The following is a 22876-nucleotide window of genomic DNA, read 5'->3' on the forward strand; positions in this document are numbered from 1 at the left end:
AAAGTCTTAGAGGTCAGGATTATTCCTAAATTGGGTGCTTATTGTTTAGAGATTGTCTATGAACAACCATCCTCATCAAGTCAAGAGGGAGAAAGATATGCTTTTATCGATTTAGGCTTAAATAACCTAGCTGCTGTTACCTCTAATATTCCCGAATTTCAGCCAACTTTAGTATGTGGAAAAGCCTTAAAATCCTGCAATCAAAAGTACAACAAGACACTAGCTAAACTCAAATCGGAATTACCCAGTCTACAGAAGACCAGTAAAAGAATACAAGGTTTAACTTTAAAGCGTAATTGCCAGGTGGATTATTACCTCCACACCGCTAGTAAATATATTATTGATAAATTACTAGCTCATCAAATTAACCTTTTAGTTATTGGTCATAATCAAGGCTGGAAACAAAACATTAATATTGGAGATAGAAATAACCAGTCATTCGTAAATATTCCTCATTCAAGGTTGATCGAACAACTTACCTATAAAGCAAATTTAGTAGGAATAGAGGTCAAAACAACTAATGAAAGCTATACCTCTAAATGTAGTTTCTTGGACTTAGAGTCTATTCAAAAGCAAAAAAGCTATTTAGGCAAGAGAATTAAAAGAGGACTATTCAGAAGCTCGTCGGGTTATTTCTATGGAGCAGATATTAATGGTTCCTTAAATATTGGAAGAAAGGTAGTCGGAGAGGCCGCCTTTAGCGGGAATCCGATAGAGAGGTTCGTAGTTAACCCAGTACGGGTCAAAGCGTACAAAGCTAATTCTAGATGCAATATTTGCGTACAGAATTAGTAACTATAACCGCTATAACTGCTAGATAAATCATTTGAAAAACCCCCTATTATTAATTAGGAGGTTACAGGGAAAAAATTAATCAGGGTTGATGGGATTAACTGGCGCTAACTTCAGCGGGATAAATGCTAACTTGACGGCGACTTTTATCCTTGTATTCAAATTTGACCACACCATCAATTAAAGCGAATAAAGTATCATCGCCACCACGACCGACATTTTTACCCGGGTGAACTTTAGTACCCCGTTGACGGATGAGAATATTTCCCGCTTTTACCACTTGACCACCGTAGCGCTTAACGCCTAGGCGTTGGGAACGAGAATCGCGTCCGTTGCGGGTACTACCCGTACCTTTCTTATGAGCCATAATTTCTCTCCAAATGCTTTTTTGATTCTAAAAGTTATTCTTCTTTATCGCTACTATCTTCCACAACTTCAGCGCCGGAGGTAGCAGCAGTGGCGACTAGGGTTTTACCGTTATAATTGATTGAATCAATCATAAAACGGGTAATTTCTTGACGATGACCCCGTTTTTTACGAGTTTTCTTTTTCGGGCGCATTTTATAGACAATAACTTTTTTGCCCCGACGATGTTGCATGACAGTGCCTTCCACGGTGGCCCCTTCGATAAAGGGCTGACCGATGCTAATATCATCCTCATCGTGGATTAATAGCACTTTGTCGATGGTATGGGTACTTTGTTCATCGACGGGAAGAAGTTCGATATCGTAATAGCGACCGGGTTCCACCCGAATCTGTTTGCCACCGGTCTCAATAATCGCGTAACTCATAAATTTTCTGCGCTCGTTTTGCCGTACAGGTAGCCGAAAAAATTCCAGCTTTTGTGCTAATGTCTTCACCTGGTCCGAGCAGGAATTGACACAATTTCCTATCATCTAATATTCGGGGGGCAATTGTCAAGCTTTTAGCCCACCGATTCGCTATATACTAAAAATAATCTTACAAAAAGCTCAATTAAACCGTTATGGAACAGTGGGAAAGCAGAGGACACCTGTTAACCGAACAAATTAACCCAAACAGCCTCAATTTAGACCAATTAAACCCGCTCGAATTGGTGGATCTCTTCAATCGCGAAGATGCCCAAACCCTAAAAGCGATCGCCATGGCCCGGCAAGAATTGGCCCTAGCGATCTCCCTGACCAGTCAAGCTCTGGCTAAAGGTGGCAGACTCTTTTACATTGGGGCGGGAACCAGTGGCCGGCTGGGGGTTTTGGACGCGGCCGAATGTCCTCCCACCTTCTGCACCCCCCCGGAATTGGTACAGGGAATTATCGCCGGTGGAGCGGCGGCGCTGGTGCGTAGTTCCGAAGATTTGGAGGATAAAGCGGAAGATGGGGCGGCCGTGATTGCCCAGCGAGAAATTCACGAATTAGACGTGGTAGTGGGGATTACCGCCGGCGGTACTACCCCCTACGTTCACGGGGCTTTACAGGCGGCAAAACAGCGAGGTGCGACGACGATTGCCATTAGTTGTGTCCCCGCCGAACAAGTGGAGATTCCTGTGGATGTGGATATCCGCTTATTGACCGGACCAGAACTTTTGGCTGGCTCCACCCGCCTGAAAGCGGGAACGGTGACGAAAATGGCTTTAAATATCCTTTCCACAGGGACAATGGTAATGTTAGGCAAGGTTTACGGCAACCAGATGGTCGATGTGGCTGTTACTAATCATAAACTCCATGACCGCGCCCTACGGATTATCTGTAACCTTAGCGATATTAGTCGCCAGGAAGCGGCAATTTTACTGGAAAAAAGTGGCCGCCTGGTTAAACTGGCTTTGTTAATGCAGAAAACGGGACTTTCGGCGGCGGCAGGACAAGAATTGTTACAAAAGCATCGAGGGCAATTACGGGCTGCCCTGCAAGCTTATAATCAAATTGATTGATAAAAACCTATTGATTTTGACTTTCCTATGGTTAATATTTCTTCGGAAATTGCTGCGGTCGCTGTTATTTTCCTCGTCGCTGGTGCTATCTTGACTTGGAGTTTTTATCGAGCTAAACCCTACGGCCAACTGGGAATTTTACCTTGGTTACAATCCTTGGTACTAATCGCTCCTTGGTTAATTTTTTTCGGGCTATTTGCGGCGGGAATTTATCTCAATCTAGCGGTAATTCTCTTTTTACTGGTTGCTTCCACCATTATCTATATTTATTTGGGCAACCGTTTACGCTTACTGAAAACCAATCAGATAATTGAACCGAAATTTAACCAGGCAGTTAGCCAGTCCGTTACTCCCCTAGAAACCCCGGCAGCGGTGACAGCAATTGTACCAGATGTGATGCCAATTTCCGAACAGGATCTAAAAGTTATTCAGAGTATTTTTGGGATAGATACTTTTTTTGCCACCGAAACTATCTCTTTTCAGGAAGGGGCAATTTTTAAAGGCAATTTACGGGGAGAACCGGATCTAGTTCACTCGCGCTTAACCCAGAAATTAAGTAATCATTTTGGTGATAAATATCGTTTATTTCTGGTGGAAGGAACCGAGGAAAAACCGGTGGTAATTATCCTTCCCAAAACTAATGATCCTAGTCCTGCCACTCTTGCTCAAAAAAATCTCTCTTTAGTTTTGTTAGTCGCTACCATTGTCACCAGCTTAGAAGCGGCGGGAATTTTATTGGGTTTTGATTTGTTTAGTAATTGGCAGAGATATCGAGAAGCAATTCCCCTCAGTTTGGGTTTATGGTCGGTATTAATTGCCCACGAAATTGGTCATCTAATTATCGCTAAACGCCATAATGTTCGTCTCAGTTTACCCTATTTTCTTCCCACTTGGCAGATTGGTTCTTTTGGGGCGATTACTCGTTTTGAATCTTTATTACCTAACCGCAGTGTCCTATTTGATATAGCTTTCGCTGGTCCTGCTTTGGGAGGTTTGGTTTCTTTAATCTTATTAATTGTTGGACTGACTTTATCTAATTCTGCCAGCCTTTTTCAAATCCCTAGTACCTTTTTCCAAAGTTCAATTTTAGTGAGTTTTTTAGCGCGGATAGTTTTAGGTGACGAGTTACAAAATGCCGTTATCTCCGTGCATCCTTTAACTGTTATTGGTTGGTTAGGATTGGTGATTACTGCCCTTAATTTACTGCCCGCAGGACAGTTAGATGGTGGCAGAATTGTTCAGGCTATTTATGGTCGCAAAATTGCCCGCCGTACCACTGTGGCCACTTTGGTTGTTTTGGGCATTATTTCCTTAGTTAATTCTAGCAATCCCATTCCTCTCTATTGGACAATTTTAGTCGCTTTTTTACAAAGAGAGTTGGAAAGACCTAGTTTAAACGAGTTAACCGAACCCGATGACACCCGCGCTGGTTGGGGTTTATTACTACTCTTTTTAATGTTGGCGACTCTGATTCCTTTAAGCCCTAGTTTAGCGGGACGTTTAGGCATCGGTGGCTAAATACTTCCCCGAAATTCTTGCCATTGATTGCCGTCAAAAAAAAGCTTGACAAAAACTCAAGTCTTGACTTATAATTTTATTATAATGAGAATCCGTGTCCGCCTATAGACCCCTGATTTTTCGGTAAGATATAGCCCCCAGCATTTAGCCCTGGAGATTTGACTTTTGGAGTTGCTCAAAATGTCTAACGAAACTGTCACTTATTCCCTAGAAGCTGTCCTGACAAGGATTGAGGGGAAAATCGACTCTCTGGAAAACCGTATTGATGAGAAAATCGACTCTCTGGAAAACCGTATTGATGAGAAAATCGACTCTCTGGAAAACCGTATTGATGAGAGATTTGACAAGGTAGAAGACCGGTTAACTAAAGTAGAAATAGGACAGGCCGAACTCAAGGGAGATATTAAAGCTTTAGACGAAAAAATCAATGGATTAACTGCAAGGGTTGCCTATCAGGAATTCACCAATCGAGGGATTCTGATAGCATTGGTAGTCGCTATTTTAGGAGGTGCCGCTAAACTTTTTGGTTTTTTCCCTAATCCTTAGAAGTTGCCGGTAGCCGCACCTAGTAGATAGGCTCTTCCCAAAAATTTTTCCCTCATTACCCCGATCATCCGTTAGAATAGATTCAGAATTCAAGGATAAAATCTCATCTATGAATCCCGTTGTTTTGGTGCATGGTTTTCTGGACACTACGGCTGTTTTTAAACCGATGAGCGAGTATTTAAATTATCATGGTTGGCAGGTGCATAGTTTTAACCTAATTCCCAATCATGGTTACGAAAAGTTAGAAGTTTTAGCCAGTCAGGTGGAGAATTATATCGAGAAAAACTTTGCTAAAGAGCAGAAAGTAGATCTGATTGGGTTTAGTATGGGAGGACTAATTACCCGCTACTACCTGCAAAGATTGGGAGGAGTGGCAAGAGTGCAACGTTACCTAAATATTTCTGCTCCGAATCGAGGCACTTTAACCGCGTATAGTTTACCCTTAGATGGGATTAGACAAATGCAGCCGGGGAGTCAATTTCTAGAGGATTTAAATCAAGATTGTCAAGAAATTTTAAATAAAATTAAAACCACAATTATCTGGACTCCCTACGATTTAATGATATTTCCTGCCCATAGTTCCCGTTTATCGGTGGGCAAAGAAATTTCCATTCCCGTATTGCTTCATGCTTGGATGGTCAAAGATAGCAAAGTTTTAACAACAATTAAAGAGACCTTATTAGAATAGAAATACTGGTTGTCGCCAACACTGAAACAAGGTCAAAATATTACCGACAAAAACGTTAATTATCATCAAAAAAGCTTGACTTAAGGTTATAATTGTGCTAGGCGATCAAATTCCCCTAGGTGTCACCATGTCCACTCAAGAACCCACCCTAACCGATGTTCTCAACGAATTGAAAAGCTTCCAAACAGCAGTAAATCAACGTTTTGAGGCGATAGACCAACGTTTTCAGGAAATAGACCAACGTTTTGATGCTATGGGGCAACGCTTTCAGGAAATAGACCAAAGATTAGACAAACTCGACTATAAATTTGACACCTACGAAAAAGCCTCCGAGAAAGTGCTGAGATTAGCCACGACCATTATTATCGCAGCCGCCACCGTAGCGGTTTTACCCTCGGCCTTTCAGGCAATCGGTCCCCTATTAACCCAGATCATCGCCGCCGGCAATAACTAACTTGTGATCGAGACTTGACGATTGCATGGTATGATAGGGGTTTTGGAACTATTGTTTTAGGTCAAGATCATGGCGAAACGAATGCAGGTTATCCTCAATCAAAAAGTCAGCAAATTAGGTGAAAATGGCGATGTGGTGGAAGTGGCCCCCGGTTATGCGCGCAATTACCTTATCCCCCAAGGAGTGGCCGTTTTAGCCACCAAGGGTGCGATTAAACAGGCAGAATTTAGGAAAGAAAAAGAGCGTCAACGTCTCCTCGCTGAAAAACAAGAAGCGGAAACCAGAAAAACTGCGATCGAAAAACTCAGTCCCTACAGCATCCCTAAACAGGTGGGTGAAAATGAGGCAATTTTCGGTACTGTCACCAGTCAAGATGTGGCCACGGTCATTCTAGAAAATGCTAAATTAGAAATCGATCGCCGTGGTATTACCGTCCCCGATATCGGTCAATTAGGAGTCTATAAAGTACAAGTCAAACTCCATCCCGAAGTTAGTGCCGATATCGAAATTAAAGTAATTGCACAATAACAATTATCGGGCCATAGTTATCAGTAATCAGTGAAAACTTATCAGAGCAATTAACTAGCTGATGGCTGATAGCTAATAGCCATTCACATCTCAAAAATTATGACTCATCCCACGGATATAAAAACCCTAGCACGCTGGATGGCGGCGGATTTTAGTAATCAAGAACAAGCTTTTGCTAATCCGCCTTTTTTTGCCCATATTCGCGTGTGTATGCGTCCTTTACCCGATGAATTACTCAAGGGAACCAGTTTGTTTTTAGAGCAGGCCTACGATTTTATGCTCAATACTCCCTATCGTTTGCGAGTATTTAAATTATCGGTAGTTGATGATCATATTGAACTAGAAAACTTTAAAGTTAAAGAGGAAGCTAACTTTTTTGGTGCTTCTAGAGAACCCCAGCGTCTCAAAAATCTCAGCTTAGATCTATTAGAACCGATGCTGGGTTGTGATATGAATGTCACTTGGACAGGTAACAGTTTTAAAGGGGTGGTGAAACCGGGTAAACAATGTTTAGTCTTTCGCAAAGATAGAATGACTTATTTGGATAATAGTTTTGAAATTAGTGAACAGGGATTAATTAGCGTTGATCGCGGTTTAGATCCCGAAACCGATCAATTAGTCTGGGGTTCGATCGCCGGTCCCTTTGAGTTTGTGCGTCGCAGTAGTTTTGCTGAGGAAGTGTGAGAAAAATTCTCGGTTTTTAGCTATGAAAATCGCCACATGGAATGTCAACTCGATTCGCAGCCGACAAGAGCAGGTAATTAACTGGTTACAACTCAATCCCGTTGAGGTTTTATGCTTGCAAGAAACCAAGGTAATCGATCGAGATTTTCCCAGAGAAGCTTTTGAATCTTTGGGTTATCATCTCTATATTTCTGGACAAAAATCCTATAATGGTGTGGCGATTTTTAGCCAGAAACCCATGGACGATATCACTGTGGGATTTAGTCCAATTATCGGCGAAAATTTAACAGGAGAACTGGACGAACAAAAACGGCTAATTACTGGAGTAATCGGCGATATTCGGATTATTAATCTCTACGTTCCTAATGGTTCTTCCCTAGATAGTGACAAGTATATTTATAAGCTTAAATGGTTAGAAACTCTGAGGAAATATCTAGATAAAATTATTAATTCTCAACCTGAAGAATTATGTATCTGCGGAGATTTTAATATTGCCTTAGAAGATAAAGATATTTATGATGCCAAGGGCAAAGAAAATCATATCATGTCTTCAGCTAAAGAAAGAGAAGCTTTAGAAAAGGTCTTAGAAATTGGCTTACAAGATGCCTTTAGAAAATTCACATCGGACCCAGGACATTATAGTTGGTGGGATTATCGCAGCGGCGGTTTTGCTCGTAACCGAGGTTGGCGAATCGATCATCTTTATTTAACTCCTCAGCTATACGAAAAAGCTGTCAATTGTCTGATCGATCGAGAACCCAGAAAACAAGAAAAACCTAGCGATCATACCCCTGTTATTCTGGAAATATCAAGCCAAAAATAGCTAAAGGATCAACCTAGACTTTGCACAGCCAGAATTTTGCTCTGTTAGCTTCCCTAACTAGGGACTTTCAGCTTGAGGATTTATTAGGTAACGAGAAAATGCTATGATTCGGGTTGAATTTACCAAGTTTATAAAACTATGCGTTCTCCCCAATTAATTGTTCTATTGCTCGGTTTATCCCTTCTCCCCGGCATCTCCCCCCCTTTTGTCCATGCTAATCCCTCGATAGTGCCGGTGAAACAATCGAGTAATCGCGATGGGGGACAAAAAATCAAGGAAGCGGAAATTAAAGCAATGATTCAAGACATTGAAACCGCTATTAAAGATAAAAATATCCCCCTAATCCTCAAACACTATGCCCCCTTTATTTCCTCGCAATTGACCATTAAAACCGATGCTAGTACCGAAATTTTTGAGTTAGATGGCATCACGGAACATAAAAGATTTTTAGAGGAATCCTACAAAAATATTAAAAGTATAGAGGTTCTTTCTGAGAATTGGGACGTGGATATTCTTGCTAATGAGGAGATGGCGATGATCACTCGCGAGCGGGTAGTCAATATTACCAACACCGAGGGTGATAACTATATAGTGGCATCGGCAGCGGTGGCTAAAGTCGCTCCCATCGACGGCAAATTGAGGATCTTTTCCATTCAAGAAACCGCCGAAGTGGGACGCAGACCAAAAAAATAATCAACCTCTCCGGTTGGGACTAGACCAACCCGACTCCCGCCGTCTTCTTCCCTCGATAAAACCGTCATCGTAGTCTCTAGAATTGCGCGGATTATCATAGCGGGCAAAGTTAAAACCGTCCTCTAGTCCGCGCTGAAATTCTTGCTCTGGTGGCACAAATCGATAACGTTGTCTATTATCCTGTACCGCCCGGTTGATTAACAAGGCCCCCGCTCCAATACCAACGGCCTCACCAAAGGTTAAAGACCTAGCATAATCGATGTTAATTGTCAAGAAAGTTGTTGTTAAAATTAAGGCTTTTCCCCAATGCTGACCCATAAAATCCTCCTTAAAAAAATCAAGTTGGCGACAAAACCAGTACAGATACAGAGTTTCTCATAAAATCGACCAGCGACTTGCCAAAATGAAAACTTTGTACCTCACCATTACGATAAGTGAGATCAAGAAGTTTTAGAAGAATGGGAGTGAAAGCGAATCCCCAAGAAGACATCGTAGAGGAAACTCCAGAAATTCTTACCTTGCAGTAAACCTAAAGACTGTTCACACTCTTTTGCGTCTAAAAGCGGTTTAGTGGCATAGTATGCCGGTTGGTATTTGTACCAGGGAATCGACGGCCAAAGATGATGCACGAGATGATAATTCTGTCCTAAAATCAGCAGGTTTAAGAGGGGACTGGGGTAAACGCGGGCATTTTTCCAACGATTGCGCTCTTGGAAAGGACGATGGGGAAGATAATCGAAAAATAAACCGAGGGCAATTCCCACCACTAAAGCAGGAACAAACCAAAAATTCATCACATAGCCAATAAAACCGAATTGACAGGCGACGATGACTATGGTAGCCACAAAAAGACGACTGAGGAACCATTCCAGCAGTTCGTATTTCCGCCAGAGTTGCCGCTTAAAAAAGAAAATCTCGTGATAAAAAAATCTGGCCGCAATCATCCACAAAGGTCCACCAGTGGAGACAAAATGATCCGGATCATTTTCGGGATCGTTAACGTGAGCGTGGTGCTGTAAATGGACTCTAGTGAAGACCGGAAAGGCAAAACCGAGCATTAAAGCACTGCCATGACCTAAAATAGCATTAAATAGCCGATTGCTATGGGCAGAATTATGAGAGGCATCGTGGATAACTGTCCCCGATAAATGTAAAGCGAGGACATTAGCACTAAAACAAATCCAGTCCGGCCAGGACCATAGCCAATAGCCGCAGGTAGATAGGGTTATTAGGCTCAAGGCACTGAAAAACATGGTAACGTTTGGGTTGAAGCCCCCCGGTGCTTTTAAATACTCTTTGGGGACTGTCAGCAACATCTCGGCCGACTGCATTATGGGTGTTGCTCCTTATTGTGTTCGCTTTACTGGCGTAAATTATCATACTACGGCTTTTTCATAAAGTTTTGTAACATTATCTTAATTAATCTAAAGTTATGAAGAAAGTAAGGATTTGTTATATGGTCCCCCCCCTCAGTCCCCGAGGGAAAGCGAGGCTACAAGAGAAAATCACGGGCGCTTAACGCCAGTTTCGCACTTAAACGATTAAAAAATTCGGCTAGAGACTCGGCTTGAGAAGGAGCGATCGCCTGTTTCCCCCCTATCACCGATTCTACTCTATCCCGATCGCCGAAAATATCCACAAGACACTCCCTATCGATATCGAATTCATCCAGTAACGATTCTAACGTAGCGGTAGGATTTGTTCGGGCGATCGGATAATGTTTCCGCTCGTATTCTTCCACTAATAACACCAATAAATCGAATAATAGTCCTTCGTCATTGCTTAACTCCCGTGACATCATCCCTTCAATTATGCTTAAAAATCGCTCGTATTCTTGGGAGTTATTAATCGGTTTCGGTTGATACTGCAAGAGTAAATCACCATAGGTTAATGGATTAGAAGTAGGGATCATTTTTCCAGTTCTCCTTATTGTATTCAGCGTGACTTAGAATATATTTAACGAAAATGGTTTGACGAGAATAATTGATGTCAGCGATTAAACGGTATTTGTTTCCCTTGATATTAAAAACTGTAAAATTTCCCACCGCCTCCGCCTTCGGGTAGCGACCTTGAACCTCTACTAAATTTTTCCAGTTAGCCTTATTAGCGAAGTTATACCAATCCCTAAGAGCGTCTTCCGCGTCCGAGTGGCGTTCCCAAAACTCTCGTAATTTGACTTTACTGATCACGCCCATCGATCGCTAGTTTTATTGTTGTTTTTAACTTAGATAAGTAGCTGGTTATAATTAAATTAAAAATGGATTTTAGGTTCGATCCCCCCTGCCCCCCTTATCAAGGTGGGGTTGACTCATAGTAGGGTTGATTCATAGTAGGGTTGATTCATGAATCAACCCTACTTATCAAGGGGGGTGTCTGACAATTTTTAACGCCTACCTACTTAACTAAAGGGATTAATAATCATCAATTGATTCTCGATTCGCTGACCATCTTGTAAATCTTCACTGTAGAGAATTTGACAGCCCGCTTCCAGAGCGCTGGCCAGTATTAAACTATCAAAAAAAACTTTATCGGGCATTAGCCTCGTCCCGATCGAATCTAAATCCCCGTGTATTTAAAGAAATCGCCTCGAACATCGTTTTTTCAGTTTTCTGGCTCGGATCGGGGACGATTTCCGAGTCATCCAAAACAATCACCCGCATCATCTTACCTTCCCATCGAGAAGAATATCGGGGGGGAACGCTCACCCGACCCTTATGAATAACCGTCCTAAATTCGATCGCTTCCATACATGGCTCCAATTAAACCCTATCTCTACTTTAGCTCTAGAGTCAAGCTATCATAGCTCGGACGTATTTTAGAAACTAGAATAAGGTTAAAAATCGCTTGGAGGGCTTACGGTGATGGACGAAAAAGAAACAGGACTAAATGAACGGGAACTAGAGGAAATTCTGGAAATGGCACGGGATGCGGCGGAAAAAGCCCGATCAATGTGCGAGGTAATTACAGAAAATTCAAAAAAATGGCGAGAAAGAGCAGAAAGAATCAATCGAACGGGATCGAGATAGCGATCGAGTATTTCTTCGATTATAGGAGCGATCGAACCTGGGCCAGAAAAGCGATCTCGATCGAGGGGGAAAGCAGCGAGAGGAACCCTTGTCACATCGAAACATTTCCTTAAGATATAAGACCGAAGGTCCAGTCTGGATACAAAATTGATATACCTAGAATCGCTACTCTGGCTCACCCTCTAGGCCATTCCCTTCCAGACTGCTAGGCTATTAGACAAGATGAATAACAATCAAACTCCACGGAAACAAGGACTATACGATCCCCAATTTGAACATGATGCTTGTGGTGTCGGTTTTATCGTTCATAAAACGGGGAAAAAGTCCCACGATATTGTTGAACAGGCCTTAACAATTCTACTAAACCTCGATCACCGTGGCGCGTGCGGTGCGGAAAAAAATACGGGAGATGGGGCGGGTATTTTATGCCAAATCCCTGACCTATTTTTCCGGAAAGTGACCAGTAATCTAGGTTTTACCTTGCCGGCAGCGGGACAATACGGGGTAGGAATGCTCTACACGGCCCCTGATGCCGAAATTCGCGGGAAAAGTCGCCAGGAATTCGAGAAAATCGCCGCCGAAGAGGGGTTAAAAGTTCTCGGTTGGCGTGATGTTCCCACGGATAACTCTAGTTTGGGCAATTCGGCCAAATCTACCGAACCCTTTATCGAACAGGTTTTTATCGAACGCGATGCCAATTTAAGCGATGATCTGGCCTTTGAACGCAAATTATACGTTATTCGCAAGCGTTCCCACCTTAATCGTCAATCCTTTAATCGTTACTGGTATCCTTGCAGTATTTCTAGTCGTACCATTGTCTATAAAGGGCAATTAATGCCGGTACAGGTGGGTGACTATTTCCCCGATTTACACGACCCCGACTTTCAAAGTGCTTTAGGATTAGTCCATTCTCGTTTTAGTACCAATACCTTCCCCAGTTGGGAACGCGCCCACCCTTACCGTTATATTGCCCACAATGGCGAAATTAATACCCTGCGAGGTAATATTAACTGGATGCACGCCCGTCAGTCGATGTTTGCCTCACCCTTATTCGGGGAAGACATCAAAAAAATCCAGCCGGTTATTAATATCGAGGGTAGTGACTCCTTAATTTTTGATAATGCCCTAGAATTAATGGTTTTATCGGGGCGTTCTCTTCCTCACGCTGTCATGATGATGATTCCTGAACCCTGGGCAGCCCACGAATCGATGAGTGATGAGAAAAAAGCCTTTTATGAATACCATTCCTGTTTGATGGAACCCTGGGATGGTCCGGCCTCGATCGCTTTTACCGATGGTACGATGATGGGAGCAGTGTTAGACCGCAATGGTTTACGTCCTTCCCGTTACTATGTCACCAAAGATGACCTAGTAATTATGGCATCGGAAGCGGGAGTTTTACCCATTGAACCAGAACGCGTCGCTTTTAAAGGTCGTCTGCAACCCGGCCGGATGTTCCTTGTGGACATGAAAGAAGGTCGTATCGTGGCCGATGAGGAGATAAAAGAAGCTATTGCCAAAGCTCATCCCTATCGTCAGTGGTTAAACGAAAATTTAGTCAATTTAGACGATTTACCGGCGGTGGAAACTGCGCCACCGGAAACTGCTGTTTCCCTAATTCAACAGCAAACCGCTTTCGGTTACACTTTTGAGGAATTACGTCTTTTATTAGCCCCCATGGGCCGGGATGGAGTGGAAGCAGTGGGTTCCATGGGTTCCGATACACCCCTAGCCGTCTTGTCCGATCGCCCAAAACTGCTTTATGATTACTTTCAGCAGTTATTCGCCCAAGTCACTAACCCCCCGATTGACTCAATTCGCGAAGAAATTATCACCTCTCCCATCACCACTATCGGTGCGGAGAGAAATCTCTTGGATCCGCAGCCCGAAAGCTGTCACCTGATTAAACTTAACTCTCCCATCCTCACTAACGCCCAATTAGCGCGTTTACAGGGCAATAGCGAATTTAAAACCGTGACTATTCCCATTCTCTTCGATCCCACTTCGGGAGTCGAGGGGATGCGTAGCACAATTGAGGCAATTTGTCAAGAGGTGGACGAGGCAATTTTAGCGGGCGCAAGCATTATTATTTTAAGCGATCGAGGTATCGATAAAAATCACGCCCCGATTCCCTCACTGCTGGCGGTTGCCGGGTTACACCATCATCTCATCCGGCAGGGAACCCGCACCAGAGTCGGCCTTGTCCTGGAATCGGGCGAACCCCGGGAAGTGCATCACTACGCCCTTTTACTCGGTTATGGTTGCGGTGCGATTAATCCCTATCTAGCCTTTGCCACCCTCGGCAGTATGATCGAGGAAGGTTTATTGGTAGGAGTTGACCACCAGAGTGCCTGTAAAAACTACATAAAAGCCGCCACCAAGGGCGTAATTAAAGTGGCCTCTAAAATTGGCATTTCTACCCTGCAAAGCTACCGTGGGGCGCAAATATTCGAGGCTATCGGCTTAAATCGATCGGTAGTCGATCGCTATTTTACTTGGACAGCTTCCCGCATTGAAGGGGCCGATTTAGCAATTATTGCCAAAGAATCCCTACTCAGACACGGCCACGCTTTCCCCGACCGGGATGTTAATGTGCATACCCTCGATATTGGCGGTGAATATCAATGGCGTAAGGACGGGGAAGCCCATCTTTTTAGCCCAGAAACCATTCATACCCTGCAACAAGCGGTAAAATTGGGCAAATACGACCTCTTTAAGCAGTATTCCCAACTGGTCAACCAACAGAATCAAAAATTCTTCACCCTGCGGGGACTATTAACCTTTAAAAACCGGGAAAGTATCCCCATCGAAGAAGTGGAACCGATTGAAGCGATTATGAAACGCTTTAAAACCGGGGCCATGAGTTACGGTTCCATTTCCAAAGAGGCCCACGAATCCCTCGCTATTGCCATGAATCGTATCGGTGGTAAGTCGAACACCGGAGAAGGCGGCGAAGATTCCGAGCGCTACACTTGGACAAATGAACGGGGAGACTCGAAAAATAGTGCCATTAAACAGGTGGCTTCCGGCCGTTTTGGTGTCACCAGTCTTTACCTCTCCCAAGCGCGAGAATTGCAGATAAAAATGGCCCAGGGGGCAAAACCTGGCGAAGGCGGTCAATTACCTGGTAAAAAAGTCTATCCTTGGATTGCCAAAGTCCGTCACTCCACCCCCGGAGTTGGTTTAATTTCTCCCCCACCCCACCACGATATCTACTCGATTGAAGACCTAGCGGAGTTGATTCATGACCTAAAAAATGCCAATCGCGCGGCGAGAGTGAGCGTAAAACTGGTTTCTGAGGTGGGAGTTGGCACAATCGCCGCCGGAGTCGCTAAAGCTCACGCTGACGTGGTTTTAATCTCTGGTTTCGATGGTGGGACCGGTGCCTCACCCCAAACCTCGATTAAACACGCGGGTTTACCCTGGGAGTTGGGACTAGCAGAAACCCATCAAACATTGGTGTTAAATAATCTTCGCAGTCGCATTGCGGTGGAAACCGATGGCCAGATGAAAACCGGCCGCGATGTGGTGGTGGCAACCCTATTGGGGGCCGAAGAATTCGGTTTTTCGACCGCGCCACTGGTGACGTTAGGCTGTATTATGATGCGGGTTTGTCATCTTAATACCTGTCCGGCGGGGGTAGCGACCCAGGATCCGTTATTACGGAAGAATTTCATCGGAGATCCCGAATATACGGTGAATTTCATGAAATTTATCGCCCAGGAAGTGCGGGAAATTATGGCCGAATTGGGATTCCGCACCTTAAATGAAATGGTGGGGCGAACTGATGTATTAGAGCCGAAACAGGCTGTAGAACATTGGAAAGCGAAAGGAATTGACCTAACTCCAATTCTCTATCAACCGGAGGTAGATGCAGAGGTAGGGCGTTATTGTCAGATTCCCCAGGACCACGGTTTAGATAAGTGCTTGGATATAACCGTTTTACTGGATTTATGCAAAGATGCCATTGAAAAAGGCGAAAAAGTCAAGGCGACACTACCGATTAAAAATATTAACCGCGTGGTGGGGACGATTTTAGGCAACGAAATCACTAAACGTCACTGGGAGGGTTTACCGGAAGATACCGTACATCTCCATTTTCAGGGCAGCGCGGGGCAGAGTTTCGGTGCTTTTGTTCCCAAAGGGGTGACACTGGAGTTAGAAGGGGATGCCAATGATTATGTGGGTAAGGGTTTAAGCGGTGGCAAAATCATCGTTTATCCGCCCAAAGGTTCCACTTTTGCGGCCGAGGATAATATTATCATCGGTAATGTGGCTTTATACGGTGCAACCAGTGGTGAGGTGTATATTTCTGGGGTTGCTGGGGAACGTTTTGGGGTGCGTAACTCTGGGGTGACTACGGTGGTTGAGTCCGTTGGCGACCATGCCTGTGAGTATATGACGGGGGGTAAAGTCGTTGTTTTAGGGCCTACCGGTCGCAATTTCGCCGCCGGAATGAGTGGTGGTGTCGCCTACGTCCTCGATGAGTCGGGGGATTTCGCCACTCGTTGCAATACCCAAATGGTAGCTTTAGAGGCACTAGAAGGGGAAGAAATCGACGATTTACGCGAGTTAATTCAACGCCATGCTGATTACACCCATAGTCAAAAAGCGTCCCTAGTTTTAGCAAATTGGTCGGAAATGTTGCCCAAGTTTGTTAAAGTAATGCCCAAGGATTATAAGCGGATGTTGCAGTGTATTAAAGAGGCGTTAGATTCTGGTTTAACCGGCGATTCTGCTCTCGATGCCGCTTTTGAAGCCAACGCCCGCGATGTGGCAAGGATTGGCGGTAGTTAGAGGTTAAGGGGGGCTGAATAGGCCCCCTTTTTTTCAATAGACAAGTTAAAATAGAGGGTAGATGTTGTTTATAGACCTAACTCCTGTCATTCCAATGGACACACAAAACAATTTTCTAACCTTTGAAATCTTCGCATTTGACACTTCTAATCAATCTCATATCAAAACTCCTGATAATTTAGTCCATCTTCTCGCCTCGAATAATTCATTTTGGAAGGGAACACAACAAATAGATTGTAACAATCGCCAAATCAAGGATAATTTTATAGAAATTACAGTAAATCCAATTAAATCTGATCAAGACAGCAAAGATAAATGTATTACAGGTTTTTCAATTGTTGTAAAGGGAGAATATGGTTGTTTAGAACCTCAACGTATTCCAATTTTAAAATTTTTAAAAGACCAAAAATTAGAAAAACTGGATATAGTAAAAGACGAAATTTCTAAACAGATTGCTGATCAAATTTATCCTTATATTAATCGTGTGGAACGCGATTTAAGAGCCTACATAACGAAATTCATGACAACCAAGATAGGAGTGAATTGGTGGACAACGGGATCCACCCAAGATTTTAGAAAGAAAGTTGATCACAGAAAAAATAATGAAAAAGAATTTGCAATCCATATTGACAATCAACTCTATCTGATAGATTTTGATGATTTAGGTTCGATTATATACAAGCTTTCATCTGGTTGTATAACCAAAGAGGATTTAATTAAAAAAATTGATATGCTTGAAGAAACTCCCGAGGCAATTCGTAAATTAAAAGAAGAAATTAAAAGCAACTATGATAAGTTTTTTAAGGAATCATTTAAATACAGAAATTTTCAATCTAATTGGGAGAAACTGCATAAAATCAGAAACAAAGTAGCTCATAGTAATCTTTTTACCAATGAGGACTTAAGTGTGGCCAAAAACATATACAAACACTTAATTGAAACAATCGAGAACGCAGAGCAGAAACTTGAAGGACTGATATTAACTCCTGAAGAAGTAGGATTAATACAAGAAGAAGCAAATTCTATAGAAGATAGACAATATCCCATCGAAAAATTGATGGATATAGTAGGAAAGTTACCATCCGAAAAATTGATGGATCCATTAAGAAAGTCACCATCCAAAAAGATGGATCTAGTAGGAAAGTTACCATCATGCCATTCTCTTATCACTCCTTCTGGCTTAAACTTAAGACGAATGAAAACCGAAAAATTGATGGATGCATTAAGAAAGTTACCATCCGAAAAATTGATGGATCTATTAAGAAAGTCACCATCTGACGGGTTCTTCGGTTTGTGCTATGCAATGGACGGAGTTATAAGGGATGAAACCCTTATAGAGAAGGACATTGATGCGATTTTGTCAATTGTTTTCGATCTAGAACGAACTAATCAATAGAACTCTTGCCAGATAAGGATTTAGTCGATTTATGCCACCCTTTAGGAAGTTGATGGGTGCTGCTACTGAGTCGGGATTCCTTGAGTGTGTAACAGAGCAGAGTATGGCTATCGATTAGACATTTCAAAGCAGATACTCCGAGAAGTCTTGTAAGTGTTCTTTATCATCGGCTTAATTTTGCCAGTGGGAAATTATTATCGGTAATTAACAATTCTTCCCCTAGTTTGAGATTGTATATCAGTTCGGGCAGTTTGGCTTGAGCTTCTTGAAGAGAGACAATCATAATTTTACGGCAAGCGGGAAGATGAAAGGACTTTCTAGGCCGATAATACTAAATCCGTTGAGTAACGCACAGAAAACGGGTTTCTCGGAGAAACCCGTTTTCTACTCATGCAAAAATAACCAGATTTGTTATAATTTCTCGATTCTAACTGATCGACGCAGAGAAGGGATAGGCGAACCGAAAACCCTATCCATTAAGGACCCGTGTTAAACTGATTAATCATGCTATTGTCTAGAAGCGACCTATGCCGAACTTAACCTTAAGCAACGAACAAGTAATCGAATTAGTCAAACAACTCCCCAAAGCACAGCAAGGATGAGCCTTAATAATATGAGAAAAATTTCGATCGAAGTCAGTCCCGAAGCGGCAGAAGTCTATCAATCCGCATCCCCAGAGGAACAAGAACGCGTCCGGGTTCTTGTCGATTTGCTAATTAGAAAGCCAGTTAACAGCGATATCGATTTCTTGAGAAAACTAATGGACGAAATTAGTGATGAGGCGGAAGCTAGAGGATTAACACCCGAAATCCTAGAATCTTTATTAAATGAGCCTTGAATACTATTTCGTTTTCGATACAAATGTTTTAGTAAGTGCGCTTCTCTCTAAAAACGGTAAAGCTCGTCAGGCATTAGACAAAGCCCAAAATATCGGCAAGCTTTTAATGTCCGAATCTACTTTGTTAGAATTGATCACTGTTTTCAATCGTCCCAAATTCGATAGATATGCCTCCTCAGCAAAAAGGCGGCTATTTATAACGGCGATAGAAAGAACCGCGGAAATTGTCGTGATTCGAGAGAAAATCAAGGTTTGCAGAGATGAGAAAGATAATCAGTATTTAGAACTAGCGATCGATGGTCAAGCTAACTGTATTGTAAGCGGCGATTCTGATCTATTAGTTTTAAATCCATTTCAAGAAATCCCAATTTTAACGATTCAAGAATTTCTAGATCATGACTTTTCCCGTTAGCGATCAGTCTCCCCACCCACGAGCCAGCTAAAGACTCATGTTAAAATCGTTAATCATGCTGGTGTCTAGAAGCGACCTATGCCAAACTTAACCTTAAGCAACGAACAAGTAATCGAATTAGTCAAACAACTCCCCGAAGCACAGCAACAGGAACTATTTAGATTCCTCATCCAGCGTCAGTGGGGAAATATGGAAGCTATAACCGATTACGGAAGCCAACAGGCAAAAATCGTCGCAGCAGAACGCGGCTACGATTGGGATACCATGACGGAAGACGAAAGAGAAGAATTTATCGATGAAATCGTTCACGAGAAGTAGTGATTTATACTGTTGTCTTCGACACAAATATTCTCCTATCTGCTGCGCTTTCTAAAGGCGGTAGCCCGAATAGTTGTTTTTCCCTAGCCCAAAGCAAACTGATTCGATCGGTCACTTGTCCAGAGATTTTAGGCGAATTATCCGAAAAACTTCTACTAAAAATCAAATTTCCTGAAGAACGAGTTAGAAAATACATTGAGGAAATTTGTGATGCTTCTAGCATTGTTTCTATAGGTGGAACACTTAGAGCCGTTCCCAATGATCCCGATGACGATATGATCATAGAATGTGCAATCGCTGGCAAGGCTACCCATATTATTACGGGGGACAAACATCTTCTTTCACTGGTTGAATATCAAAATATTCAGATCGTAAAAGCAAAAGATTTTCTAGATTTCTTAACTCGAAATAATAACCATCAATTATGAACTTTACTCAATGTAATTTGGTTCTTACGAACTTACACTGTAGAAAATTCCTCAAGTTCCCGCTCTGCCCAGCAATGCTCTAAAGTTGATAAATATCAATCTGACAAAAACTCAAAGCCTTATTATACAAGCTTTACAAGCATGAGTTTTTGATAGTTTTACATGACAGGTTCGGTAGAGCCGTTTTTAATAACCAGATTTATTATTAGAAACACTCACAATACAATATAATCCTATTTTAGTAATTAATTCCAGAAAATGCCATTGATCGCCGATAAGGTTATCTTATTTTTGTTTTCCTAATTGTTAGATTTTCTAAAAAGTTGAAAAAGTACGGGCGAAGCATTCGGATAGAAAATCTCTGGTTTCAGCGATAGGTTATTGTCCGAATGCTTCGCCCCTACAGGACGCAATTGCCGATAAGGTTATCCTATTTTTGTTTTCCTAATTGTTGGGCCTTATAAAAAGTTTCTAAACTGTGACTATCCCCGACAAAACGCCAGTGCCAGGGTTCATAATTAATACCCTGGGGATTATTTTCAGGGAAAGATAACTCGAAACTATACTGAGCAGCGTTATTTTGCAACCAACGAAAAGCGGCAGTATTAGCAAAACTGGTACTTAAATTTGTGGCGGGAGCGTGACCATCGCCAATATCGATCGCATAACCGGTATGATGTTCGCTGTAACCTGGAGGTGCGCTCACTTCTGCTCGTTTGCGGGTTGGCTGATTGCGTTGTTTTTTAACTTCAAAAAAGAGCTTTTCTTGGGTTGCTTTCGATCGAAATGCGGAAATCGGCATTAAAATCACCCCCGACCTTCTCGCGTCACTCTGCATCTGGATAAAAGCCTTGGCTGCTGGTTTCCTTAAACGCATAGCACCATCCCCAGTAATAGGGGCTAATTCCGTCTCTGGGGCTTCTTGATAGGGTAAATGACCTAGAATGTTCTCAATGGTGCTAGGAGTGGCTTTAATCAGGGGGGAGGGGTTAATAACCGGTTTTTTTACGGAAGCAGGGGGACGATTCAAGACTGCTATGGCAATTATGCCAGTTCCCACCAGAGCAAGTAAACCGCTTGCGATCGTTATAAGACCATTAGGATTAGTAGTTTTTCTGTACTGGCTGTCCCGCAAAGCTTCGGGAATATCATCGATCGGTTTCACGGTTCACTTACCCTCCTGCACGATAATTACATTATTCCCCGGCCACTCCATCTTGACGAGCAGCCTGTTGAACGGCGGCGGCCACAGCCGTAACTACACGACCATCAAAAACCGAGGGAATAATATTCTCTCGATCGAGATTAGCAGGAGTGATCAAAGAAGCGATCGCTTTGGCCGCTTCCAGATACATATTATCGGTGATTGCCCTAGCGCGACAGTCCAGGGCCCCGCGAAATAATCCGGGGAAAGCGAGAACATTGTTAATCTGATTGGGATAATCGCTACGTCCGGTAGCCACCACGGCCACCAAATCATTGATTAATTCCGGTTGAATTTCGGGAATGGGATTAGCCATGGCAAACACGATCGCATTTTTGGCCATTCCCTTAACCATTTCGGGAGTCAATACCCCCGGTGCGCTCACCCCCAAGAAGACATCAGCACCTTTGAGGGCATCCCCTAGCTTACCACTGGCAGCCACGGCCCAAGCTTGTTTTTCTGGGGTTAAATCGTCCCGGTTTTGGGAGAGGATGCCATGGGAATCACAGAGGATGATATCTGTGGCTCCTGCGGTTTTAAAGAGATTAGCGATGGCGATTCCCGCAGCACCCGCACCATTAATGACGATTTTGACTGTATCAAGCGATTTTTTGACAAATTTGAGGGCATTAATCAGGGCAGCCAGGGAAACGATCGCTGTACCGTGTTGATCATCGTGGAAAACGGGAATATTTAATTCTGCTCGCAGACGTTTCTCGATTTCAAAACAGCGGGGAGCGCCGATATCCTCTAGGTTAATACCCCCAAAAACCGGAGCGATTCTTTTGACGGTTGCGATGATTTCTTCGGGGTCTTGGGTGGCTAAACAGATGGGAAAAGCATCAATTCCGGCGAATTCCTTGAATAACATCGCTTTCCCTTCCATTACTGGCAAAGCAGCCTCCGGCCCGAGATTTCCTAATCCTAATACCGCGCTACCATCGGTCACTACAGCGACGGTGTTGCCCTTGATGGTCAATGAGTACACCAGTTCGGGTTGGTGAGCGATAGCGGTGCAGATGCGACCAACTCCGGGGGTGTAGGCCATGGCCAGGTCATCTTGGGAGGTGAGGGGAATACGACTCTCAATGGAGATTTTACCCCGGCGATGGAGATCAAAGGTGCGATCGGAAACTTTCAGGAGTTTAACATCCGGTAGAGCTTTAACCGCGGCGATAATCTGTTCCGCTTGGTCGGTACTAGCGGCATCAACCATAATCTCGCGGGTGCTAATCTTTAAATTGCGTTCGATCAGAGAAATTTGCCCTAAATTCCCCCCCACATCGGCGATCGCATTGAGGACAGAAGCGAAGGTTCCCGCTTGATTGGGGATTTCTATCTTGAGACTTAAACTATAGCTAGGATTGGGCGTTAAATGAACCATGCTGAAGGCTTCCAATACTGATAAATATTGATTATCTTCTATCTGTGAGGGACTTTGGTATCTAATCGCGCAGTTTCTGTAGCTATTATGATCTCTGTGGTCATAATACTGGTGGGACCGAGTGAGTCAAACTAGATCCTTTTTAAAAGGTGTGGGGTGTGGGGTGTGGGGTGTGGGGAGCAGGAAGAGGGGGAATTATGAATTATGAATTATGAATTATGAGGTGGGGTGTGGGGTGTGGGGAAAAGGTAGGAAGGCTGCATCTCAACATTTGCAAAAATACCGACAATCAGCAATTATCAGTCACTCTTAAATGCGTACAAAAGTATCAGCAACTGCCTGTAAGCAGCTCACCGAAAAGCTAATGCGCTCCGGGGTTTGGGGGCGGCGCCACGCCCCCAACGGGAGGTTTGGGTAGGGTTGATTCATGAATCAACCCTA

General features: G+C 43.2%; 26 protein-coding genes and 2 pseudogenes. 17 read left to right on the plus strand and 11 right to left on the minus strand.

Annotation, left to right across the window (positions count from 1 at the left end):
* The coding region (locus N0824_RS18005) for an RNA-guided endonuclease TnpB family protein (RefSeq protein ID WP_146184300.1) at positions 1 to 792 on the plus strand (792 nt) is incomplete at its 5' end.
* Between the two features lie 97 nt (positions 793 to 889).
* Here the strand turns inward: N0824_RS18005 and rpmA are convergent.
* Positions 890 to 1159 carry a 50S ribosomal protein L27 gene (gene rpmA / locus N0824_RS18010; RefSeq protein ID WP_046662995.1) on the minus strand — a complete coding sequence of 90 codons (270 nt, stop codon included), beginning with the start codon at positions 1157 to 1159 and terminating at the stop codon, positions 890 to 892.
* Between the two features lie 34 nt (positions 1160 to 1193).
* The gene (rplU, locus tag N0824_RS18015; protein ID WP_046662996.1) at positions 1194 to 1583 is read right to left on the minus strand and encodes a 50S ribosomal protein L21; all 390 of its coding nucleotides are present in this window, start codon (positions 1581 to 1583) and stop codon (positions 1194 to 1196) included.
* Positions 1584 to 1777: 194 nt separating this feature from the next.
* Here rplU and murQ point away from each other — a divergent pair, with 194 nt between their 5' ends.
* From murQ to N0824_RS18060, 9 genes are all read left to right on the plus strand, one after another.
* Positions 1778 to 2698 carry an N-acetylmuramic acid 6-phosphate etherase gene (murQ, locus tag N0824_RS18020; RefSeq protein ID WP_108937741.1) on the plus strand — a complete coding sequence of 307 codons (921 nt, stop codon included), beginning with the start codon at positions 1778 to 1780 and terminating at the stop codon, positions 2696 to 2698.
* A gap of 27 nt (positions 2699 to 2725) precedes the next feature.
* Positions 2726 to 4216, plus strand: a complete 1491-nt coding sequence (locus N0824_RS18025; RefSeq protein ID WP_108937742.1) for a site-2 protease family protein — start codon at positions 2726 to 2728, stop codon at positions 4214 to 4216.
* 180 nt (positions 4217 to 4396) lie between these two features.
* Positions 4397 to 4762 carry a DUF4164 domain-containing protein gene (locus tag N0824_RS18030; protein ID WP_108937743.1) on the plus strand — a complete coding sequence of 122 codons (366 nt, stop codon included), beginning with the start codon at positions 4397 to 4399 and terminating at the stop codon, positions 4760 to 4762.
* Between the two features lie 109 nt (positions 4763 to 4871).
* Positions 4872 to 5450 carry a triacylglycerol lipase gene (locus tag N0824_RS18035; RefSeq protein WP_108937744.1) on the plus strand — a complete coding sequence of 193 codons (579 nt, stop codon included), beginning with the start codon at positions 4872 to 4874 and terminating at the stop codon, positions 5448 to 5450.
* 94 nt (positions 5451 to 5544) lie between these two features.
* A complete protein-coding gene (locus tag N0824_RS18040) occupies positions 5545 to 5904 on the plus strand; it encodes a hypothetical protein (RefSeq protein ID WP_108937745.1) in 360 nt (119 codons plus the stop codon).
* 69 nt (positions 5905 to 5973) lie between these two features.
* Positions 5974 to 6432, plus strand: coding sequence for a 50S ribosomal protein L9 (rplI, locus tag N0824_RS18045; RefSeq protein ID WP_012264300.1), 459 nt, complete (start codon positions 5974 to 5976; stop codon positions 6430 to 6432).
* Positions 6433 to 6531: 99 nt separating this feature from the next.
* The gene (locus N0824_RS18050; protein WP_108937746.1) at positions 6532 to 7116 is read left to right on the plus strand and encodes a chromophore lyase CpcT/CpeT; all 585 of its coding nucleotides are present in this window, start codon (positions 6532 to 6534) and stop codon (positions 7114 to 7116) included.
* 22 nt (positions 7117 to 7138) lie between these two features.
* Positions 7139 to 7939, plus strand: a complete 801-nt coding sequence (gene xth, locus N0824_RS18055) for an exodeoxyribonuclease III (RefSeq protein ID WP_108937747.1) — start codon at positions 7139 to 7141, stop codon at positions 7937 to 7939.
* A 138-nt stretch (positions 7940 to 8077) separates the two neighbouring features.
* The gene (locus tag N0824_RS18060) at positions 8078 to 8632 is read left to right on the plus strand and encodes a hypothetical protein (protein ID WP_108937748.1); all 555 of its coding nucleotides are present in this window, start codon (positions 8078 to 8080) and stop codon (positions 8630 to 8632) included.
* Here the strand turns inward: N0824_RS18060 and N0824_RS18065 are convergent, their stop codons facing one another.
* From N0824_RS18065 to N0824_RS18085, 6 genes and pseudogenes are all read right to left on the minus strand, one after another.
* Positions 8633 to 8950 carry a hypothetical protein gene (locus N0824_RS18065; protein ID WP_002782546.1) on the minus strand — a complete coding sequence of 106 codons (318 nt, stop codon included), beginning with the start codon at positions 8948 to 8950 and terminating at the stop codon, positions 8633 to 8635. It abuts the gene before it with no gap.
* Between the two features lie 122 nt (positions 8951 to 9072).
* Positions 9073 to 9963, minus strand: coding sequence for a beta-carotene hydroxylase (crtR, locus tag N0824_RS18070; protein WP_108937749.1), 891 nt, complete (start codon positions 9961 to 9963; stop codon positions 9073 to 9075).
* 161 nt (positions 9964 to 10124) lie between these two features.
* On the minus strand, positions 10125 to 10544 hold the full coding sequence (locus N0824_RS18075; protein ID WP_004163265.1) for a type II toxin-antitoxin system HigA family antitoxin: 420 nt from the start codon (positions 10542 to 10544) through the stop codon (positions 10125 to 10127).
* Positions 10528 to 10827: a type II toxin-antitoxin system HigB family toxin gene (locus N0824_RS18080; protein WP_108937750.1), complete on the minus strand. Its 300-nt coding sequence runs from the start codon at positions 10825 to 10827 to the stop codon at positions 10528 to 10530. Before N0824_RS18080 ends, N0824_RS18075 begins: the two co-directional genes overlap by 17 nt.
* A gap of 203 nt (positions 10828 to 11030) precedes the next feature.
* Positions 11031 to 11153 (minus strand): annotated as a pseudogene (locus N0824_RS21080) (DNA-binding protein); the annotation flags it as partial.
* Positions 11154 to 11157: 4 nt separating this feature from the next.
* Complete coding sequence (locus N0824_RS18085; RefSeq protein WP_066030088.1) at positions 11158 to 11379, minus strand: hypothetical protein; 222 nt, start codon at positions 11377 to 11379, stop codon at positions 11158 to 11160.
* 114 nt (positions 11380 to 11493) lie between these two features.
* Between N0824_RS18085 and N0824_RS21085 the strand changes: the two genes are divergently transcribed.
* The 3 genes and pseudogenes from N0824_RS21085 to N0824_RS21640 all read left to right on the plus strand — a co-directional run.
* A complete protein-coding gene (locus tag N0824_RS21085) occupies positions 11494 to 11658 on the plus strand; it encodes a hypothetical protein (protein ID WP_002738137.1) in 165 nt (54 codons plus the stop codon).
* Between the two features lie 222 nt (positions 11659 to 11880).
* A complete protein-coding gene (gltB, locus tag N0824_RS18090) occupies positions 11881 to 16455 on the plus strand; it encodes a glutamate synthase large subunit (protein WP_108937751.1) in 4575 nt (1524 codons plus the stop codon).
* Positions 16456 to 16549: 94 nt separating this feature from the next.
* A pseudogene (locus tag N0824_RS21640) lies at positions 16550 to 17389 on the plus strand (hypothetical protein); the annotation flags it as partial.
* Positions 17390 to 18014: 625 nt separating this feature from the next.
* Here the strand turns inward: N0824_RS21640 and N0824_RS21090 are convergent.
* On the minus strand, positions 18015 to 18134 hold the full coding sequence (locus N0824_RS21090; RefSeq protein WP_002777099.1) for a type II toxin-antitoxin system Phd/YefM family antitoxin: 120 nt from the start codon (positions 18132 to 18134) through the stop codon (positions 18015 to 18017).
* Positions 18135 to 18464: 330 nt separating this feature from the next.
* On the opposite strand from N0824_RS21090, the gene N0824_RS18105 reads away from it, so the two are divergent.
* The 4 genes from N0824_RS18105 (at position 18465) to N0824_RS18120 (ending at position 19847) form a co-directional block, all read left to right on the plus strand.
* A complete protein-coding gene (locus N0824_RS18105) occupies positions 18465 to 18689 on the plus strand; it encodes a hypothetical protein (protein WP_108937753.1) in 225 nt (74 codons plus the stop codon).
* Positions 18679 to 19101, plus strand: a complete 423-nt coding sequence (locus N0824_RS18110) for a putative toxin-antitoxin system toxin component, PIN family (RefSeq protein ID WP_108937754.1) — start codon at positions 18679 to 18681, stop codon at positions 19099 to 19101. Before N0824_RS18105 ends, N0824_RS18110 begins: the two co-directional genes overlap by 11 nt.
* A gap of 78 nt (positions 19102 to 19179) precedes the next feature.
* The gene (locus N0824_RS18115; RefSeq protein ID WP_002750644.1) at positions 19180 to 19419 is read left to right on the plus strand and encodes a hypothetical protein; all 240 of its coding nucleotides are present in this window, start codon (positions 19180 to 19182) and stop codon (positions 19417 to 19419) included.
* Positions 19419 to 19847, plus strand: coding sequence for a putative toxin-antitoxin system toxin component, PIN family (locus tag N0824_RS18120; RefSeq protein WP_108937755.1), 429 nt, complete (start codon positions 19419 to 19421; stop codon positions 19845 to 19847). The genes N0824_RS18115 and N0824_RS18120 overlap by 1 nt, the downstream gene beginning before the upstream one ends.
* Positions 19848 to 20277: 430 nt before the next feature.
* On the opposite strand, the gene N0824_RS18125 is transcribed toward N0824_RS18120, so the two are convergent.
* Both N0824_RS18125 and N0824_RS18130 read right to left on the minus strand, forming a co-directional pair.
* A complete protein-coding gene (locus tag N0824_RS18125; protein ID WP_108937756.1) occupies positions 20278 to 21012 on the minus strand; it encodes a D-alanyl-D-alanine carboxypeptidase family protein in 735 nt (244 codons plus the stop codon).
* Positions 21013 to 21043: 31 nt separating this feature from the next.
* Positions 21044 to 22435 (minus strand): NAD-dependent malic enzyme, encoded by a 1392-nt coding sequence (locus N0824_RS18130; RefSeq protein WP_108937757.1) that lies wholly within the window; start codon positions 22433 to 22435, stop codon positions 21044 to 21046.
* Between the last annotated feature and the right edge of the window lie 441 nt (positions 22436 to 22876).

The sequence above is a fragment of the Microcystis sp. 0824 genome (assembly GCF_003112475.1).
Taxonomy (GTDB): domain Bacteria; phylum Cyanobacteriota; class Cyanobacteriia; order Cyanobacteriales; family Microcystaceae; genus Microcystis; species Microcystis aeruginosa_C.

Bases quoted from the DNA above. Each gene is read 5' to 3' on its own strand.
- rpmA (WP_046662995.1), bottom strand. From the start codon at position 1,159: ATGGCTCATAAGAAAGGTACGGGTAGTACCCGCAACGGACGCGATTCT.
- rplU (WP_046662996.1), bottom strand. From the start codon at position 1,583: ATGAGTTACGCGATTATTGAGACCGGTGGCAAACAGATTCGGGTGGAA.
- murQ (WP_108937741.1), top strand. From the start codon at position 1,778: ATGGAACAGTGGGAAAGCAGAGGACACCTGTTAACCGAACAAATTAAC.
- N0824_RS18025 (WP_108937742.1), top strand. From the start codon at position 2,726: ATGGTTAATATTTCTTCGGAAATTGCTGCGGTCGCTGTTATTTTCCTC.
- N0824_RS18030 (WP_108937743.1), top strand. From the start codon at position 4,397: ATGTCTAACGAAACTGTCACTTATTCCCTAGAAGCTGTCCTGACAAGG.
- N0824_RS18035 (WP_108937744.1), top strand. From the start codon at position 4,872: ATGAATCCCGTTGTTTTGGTGCATGGTTTTCTGGACACTACGGCTGTT.
- rplI (WP_012264300.1), top strand. From the start codon at position 5,974: ATGGCGAAACGAATGCAGGTTATCCTCAATCAAAAAGTCAGCAAATTA.
- N0824_RS18050 (WP_108937746.1), top strand. From the start codon at position 6,532: ATGACTCATCCCACGGATATAAAAACCCTAGCACGCTGGATGGCGGCG.
- xth (WP_108937747.1), top strand. From the start codon at position 7,139: ATGAAAATCGCCACATGGAATGTCAACTCGATTCGCAGCCGACAAGAG.
- N0824_RS18060 (WP_108937748.1), top strand. From the start codon at position 8,078: ATGCGTTCTCCCCAATTAATTGTTCTATTGCTCGGTTTATCCCTTCTC.
- N0824_RS18065 (WP_002782546.1), bottom strand. From the start codon at position 8,950: ATGGGTCAGCATTGGGGAAAAGCCTTAATTTTAACAACAACTTTCTTG.
- crtR (WP_108937749.1), bottom strand. From the start codon at position 9,963: ATGCAGTCGGCCGAGATGTTGCTGACAGTCCCCAAAGAGTATTTAAAA.
- N0824_RS18075 (WP_004163265.1), bottom strand. From the start codon at position 10,544: ATGATCCCTACTTCTAATCCATTAACCTATGGTGATTTACTCTTGCAG.
- N0824_RS18080 (WP_108937750.1), bottom strand. From the start codon at position 10,827: ATGGGCGTGATCAGTAAAGTCAAATTACGAGAGTTTTGGGAACGCCAC.
- N0824_RS18085 (WP_066030088.1), bottom strand. From the start codon at position 11,379: ATGGAAGCGATCGAATTTAGGACGGTTATTCATAAGGGTCGGGTGAGC.
- N0824_RS21085 (WP_002738137.1), top strand. From the start codon at position 11,494: ATGGACGAAAAAGAAACAGGACTAAATGAACGGGAACTAGAGGAAATT.
- gltB (WP_108937751.1), top strand. From the start codon at position 11,881: ATGAATAACAATCAAACTCCACGGAAACAAGGACTATACGATCCCCAA.
- N0824_RS21090 (WP_002777099.1), bottom strand. From the start codon at position 18,134: ATGATTGTCTCTCTTCAAGAAGCTCAAGCCAAACTGCCCGAACTGATA.
- N0824_RS18105 (WP_108937753.1), top strand. From the start codon at position 18,465: ATGAGAAAAATTTCGATCGAAGTCAGTCCCGAAGCGGCAGAAGTCTAT.
- N0824_RS18110 (WP_108937754.1), top strand. From the start codon at position 18,679: ATGAGCCTTGAATACTATTTCGTTTTCGATACAAATGTTTTAGTAAGT.
- N0824_RS18115 (WP_002750644.1), top strand. From the start codon at position 19,180: ATGCCAAACTTAACCTTAAGCAACGAACAAGTAATCGAATTAGTCAAA.
- N0824_RS18130 (WP_108937757.1), bottom strand. From the start codon at position 22,435: ATGGTTCATTTAACGCCCAATCCTAGCTATAGTTTAAGTCTCAAGATA.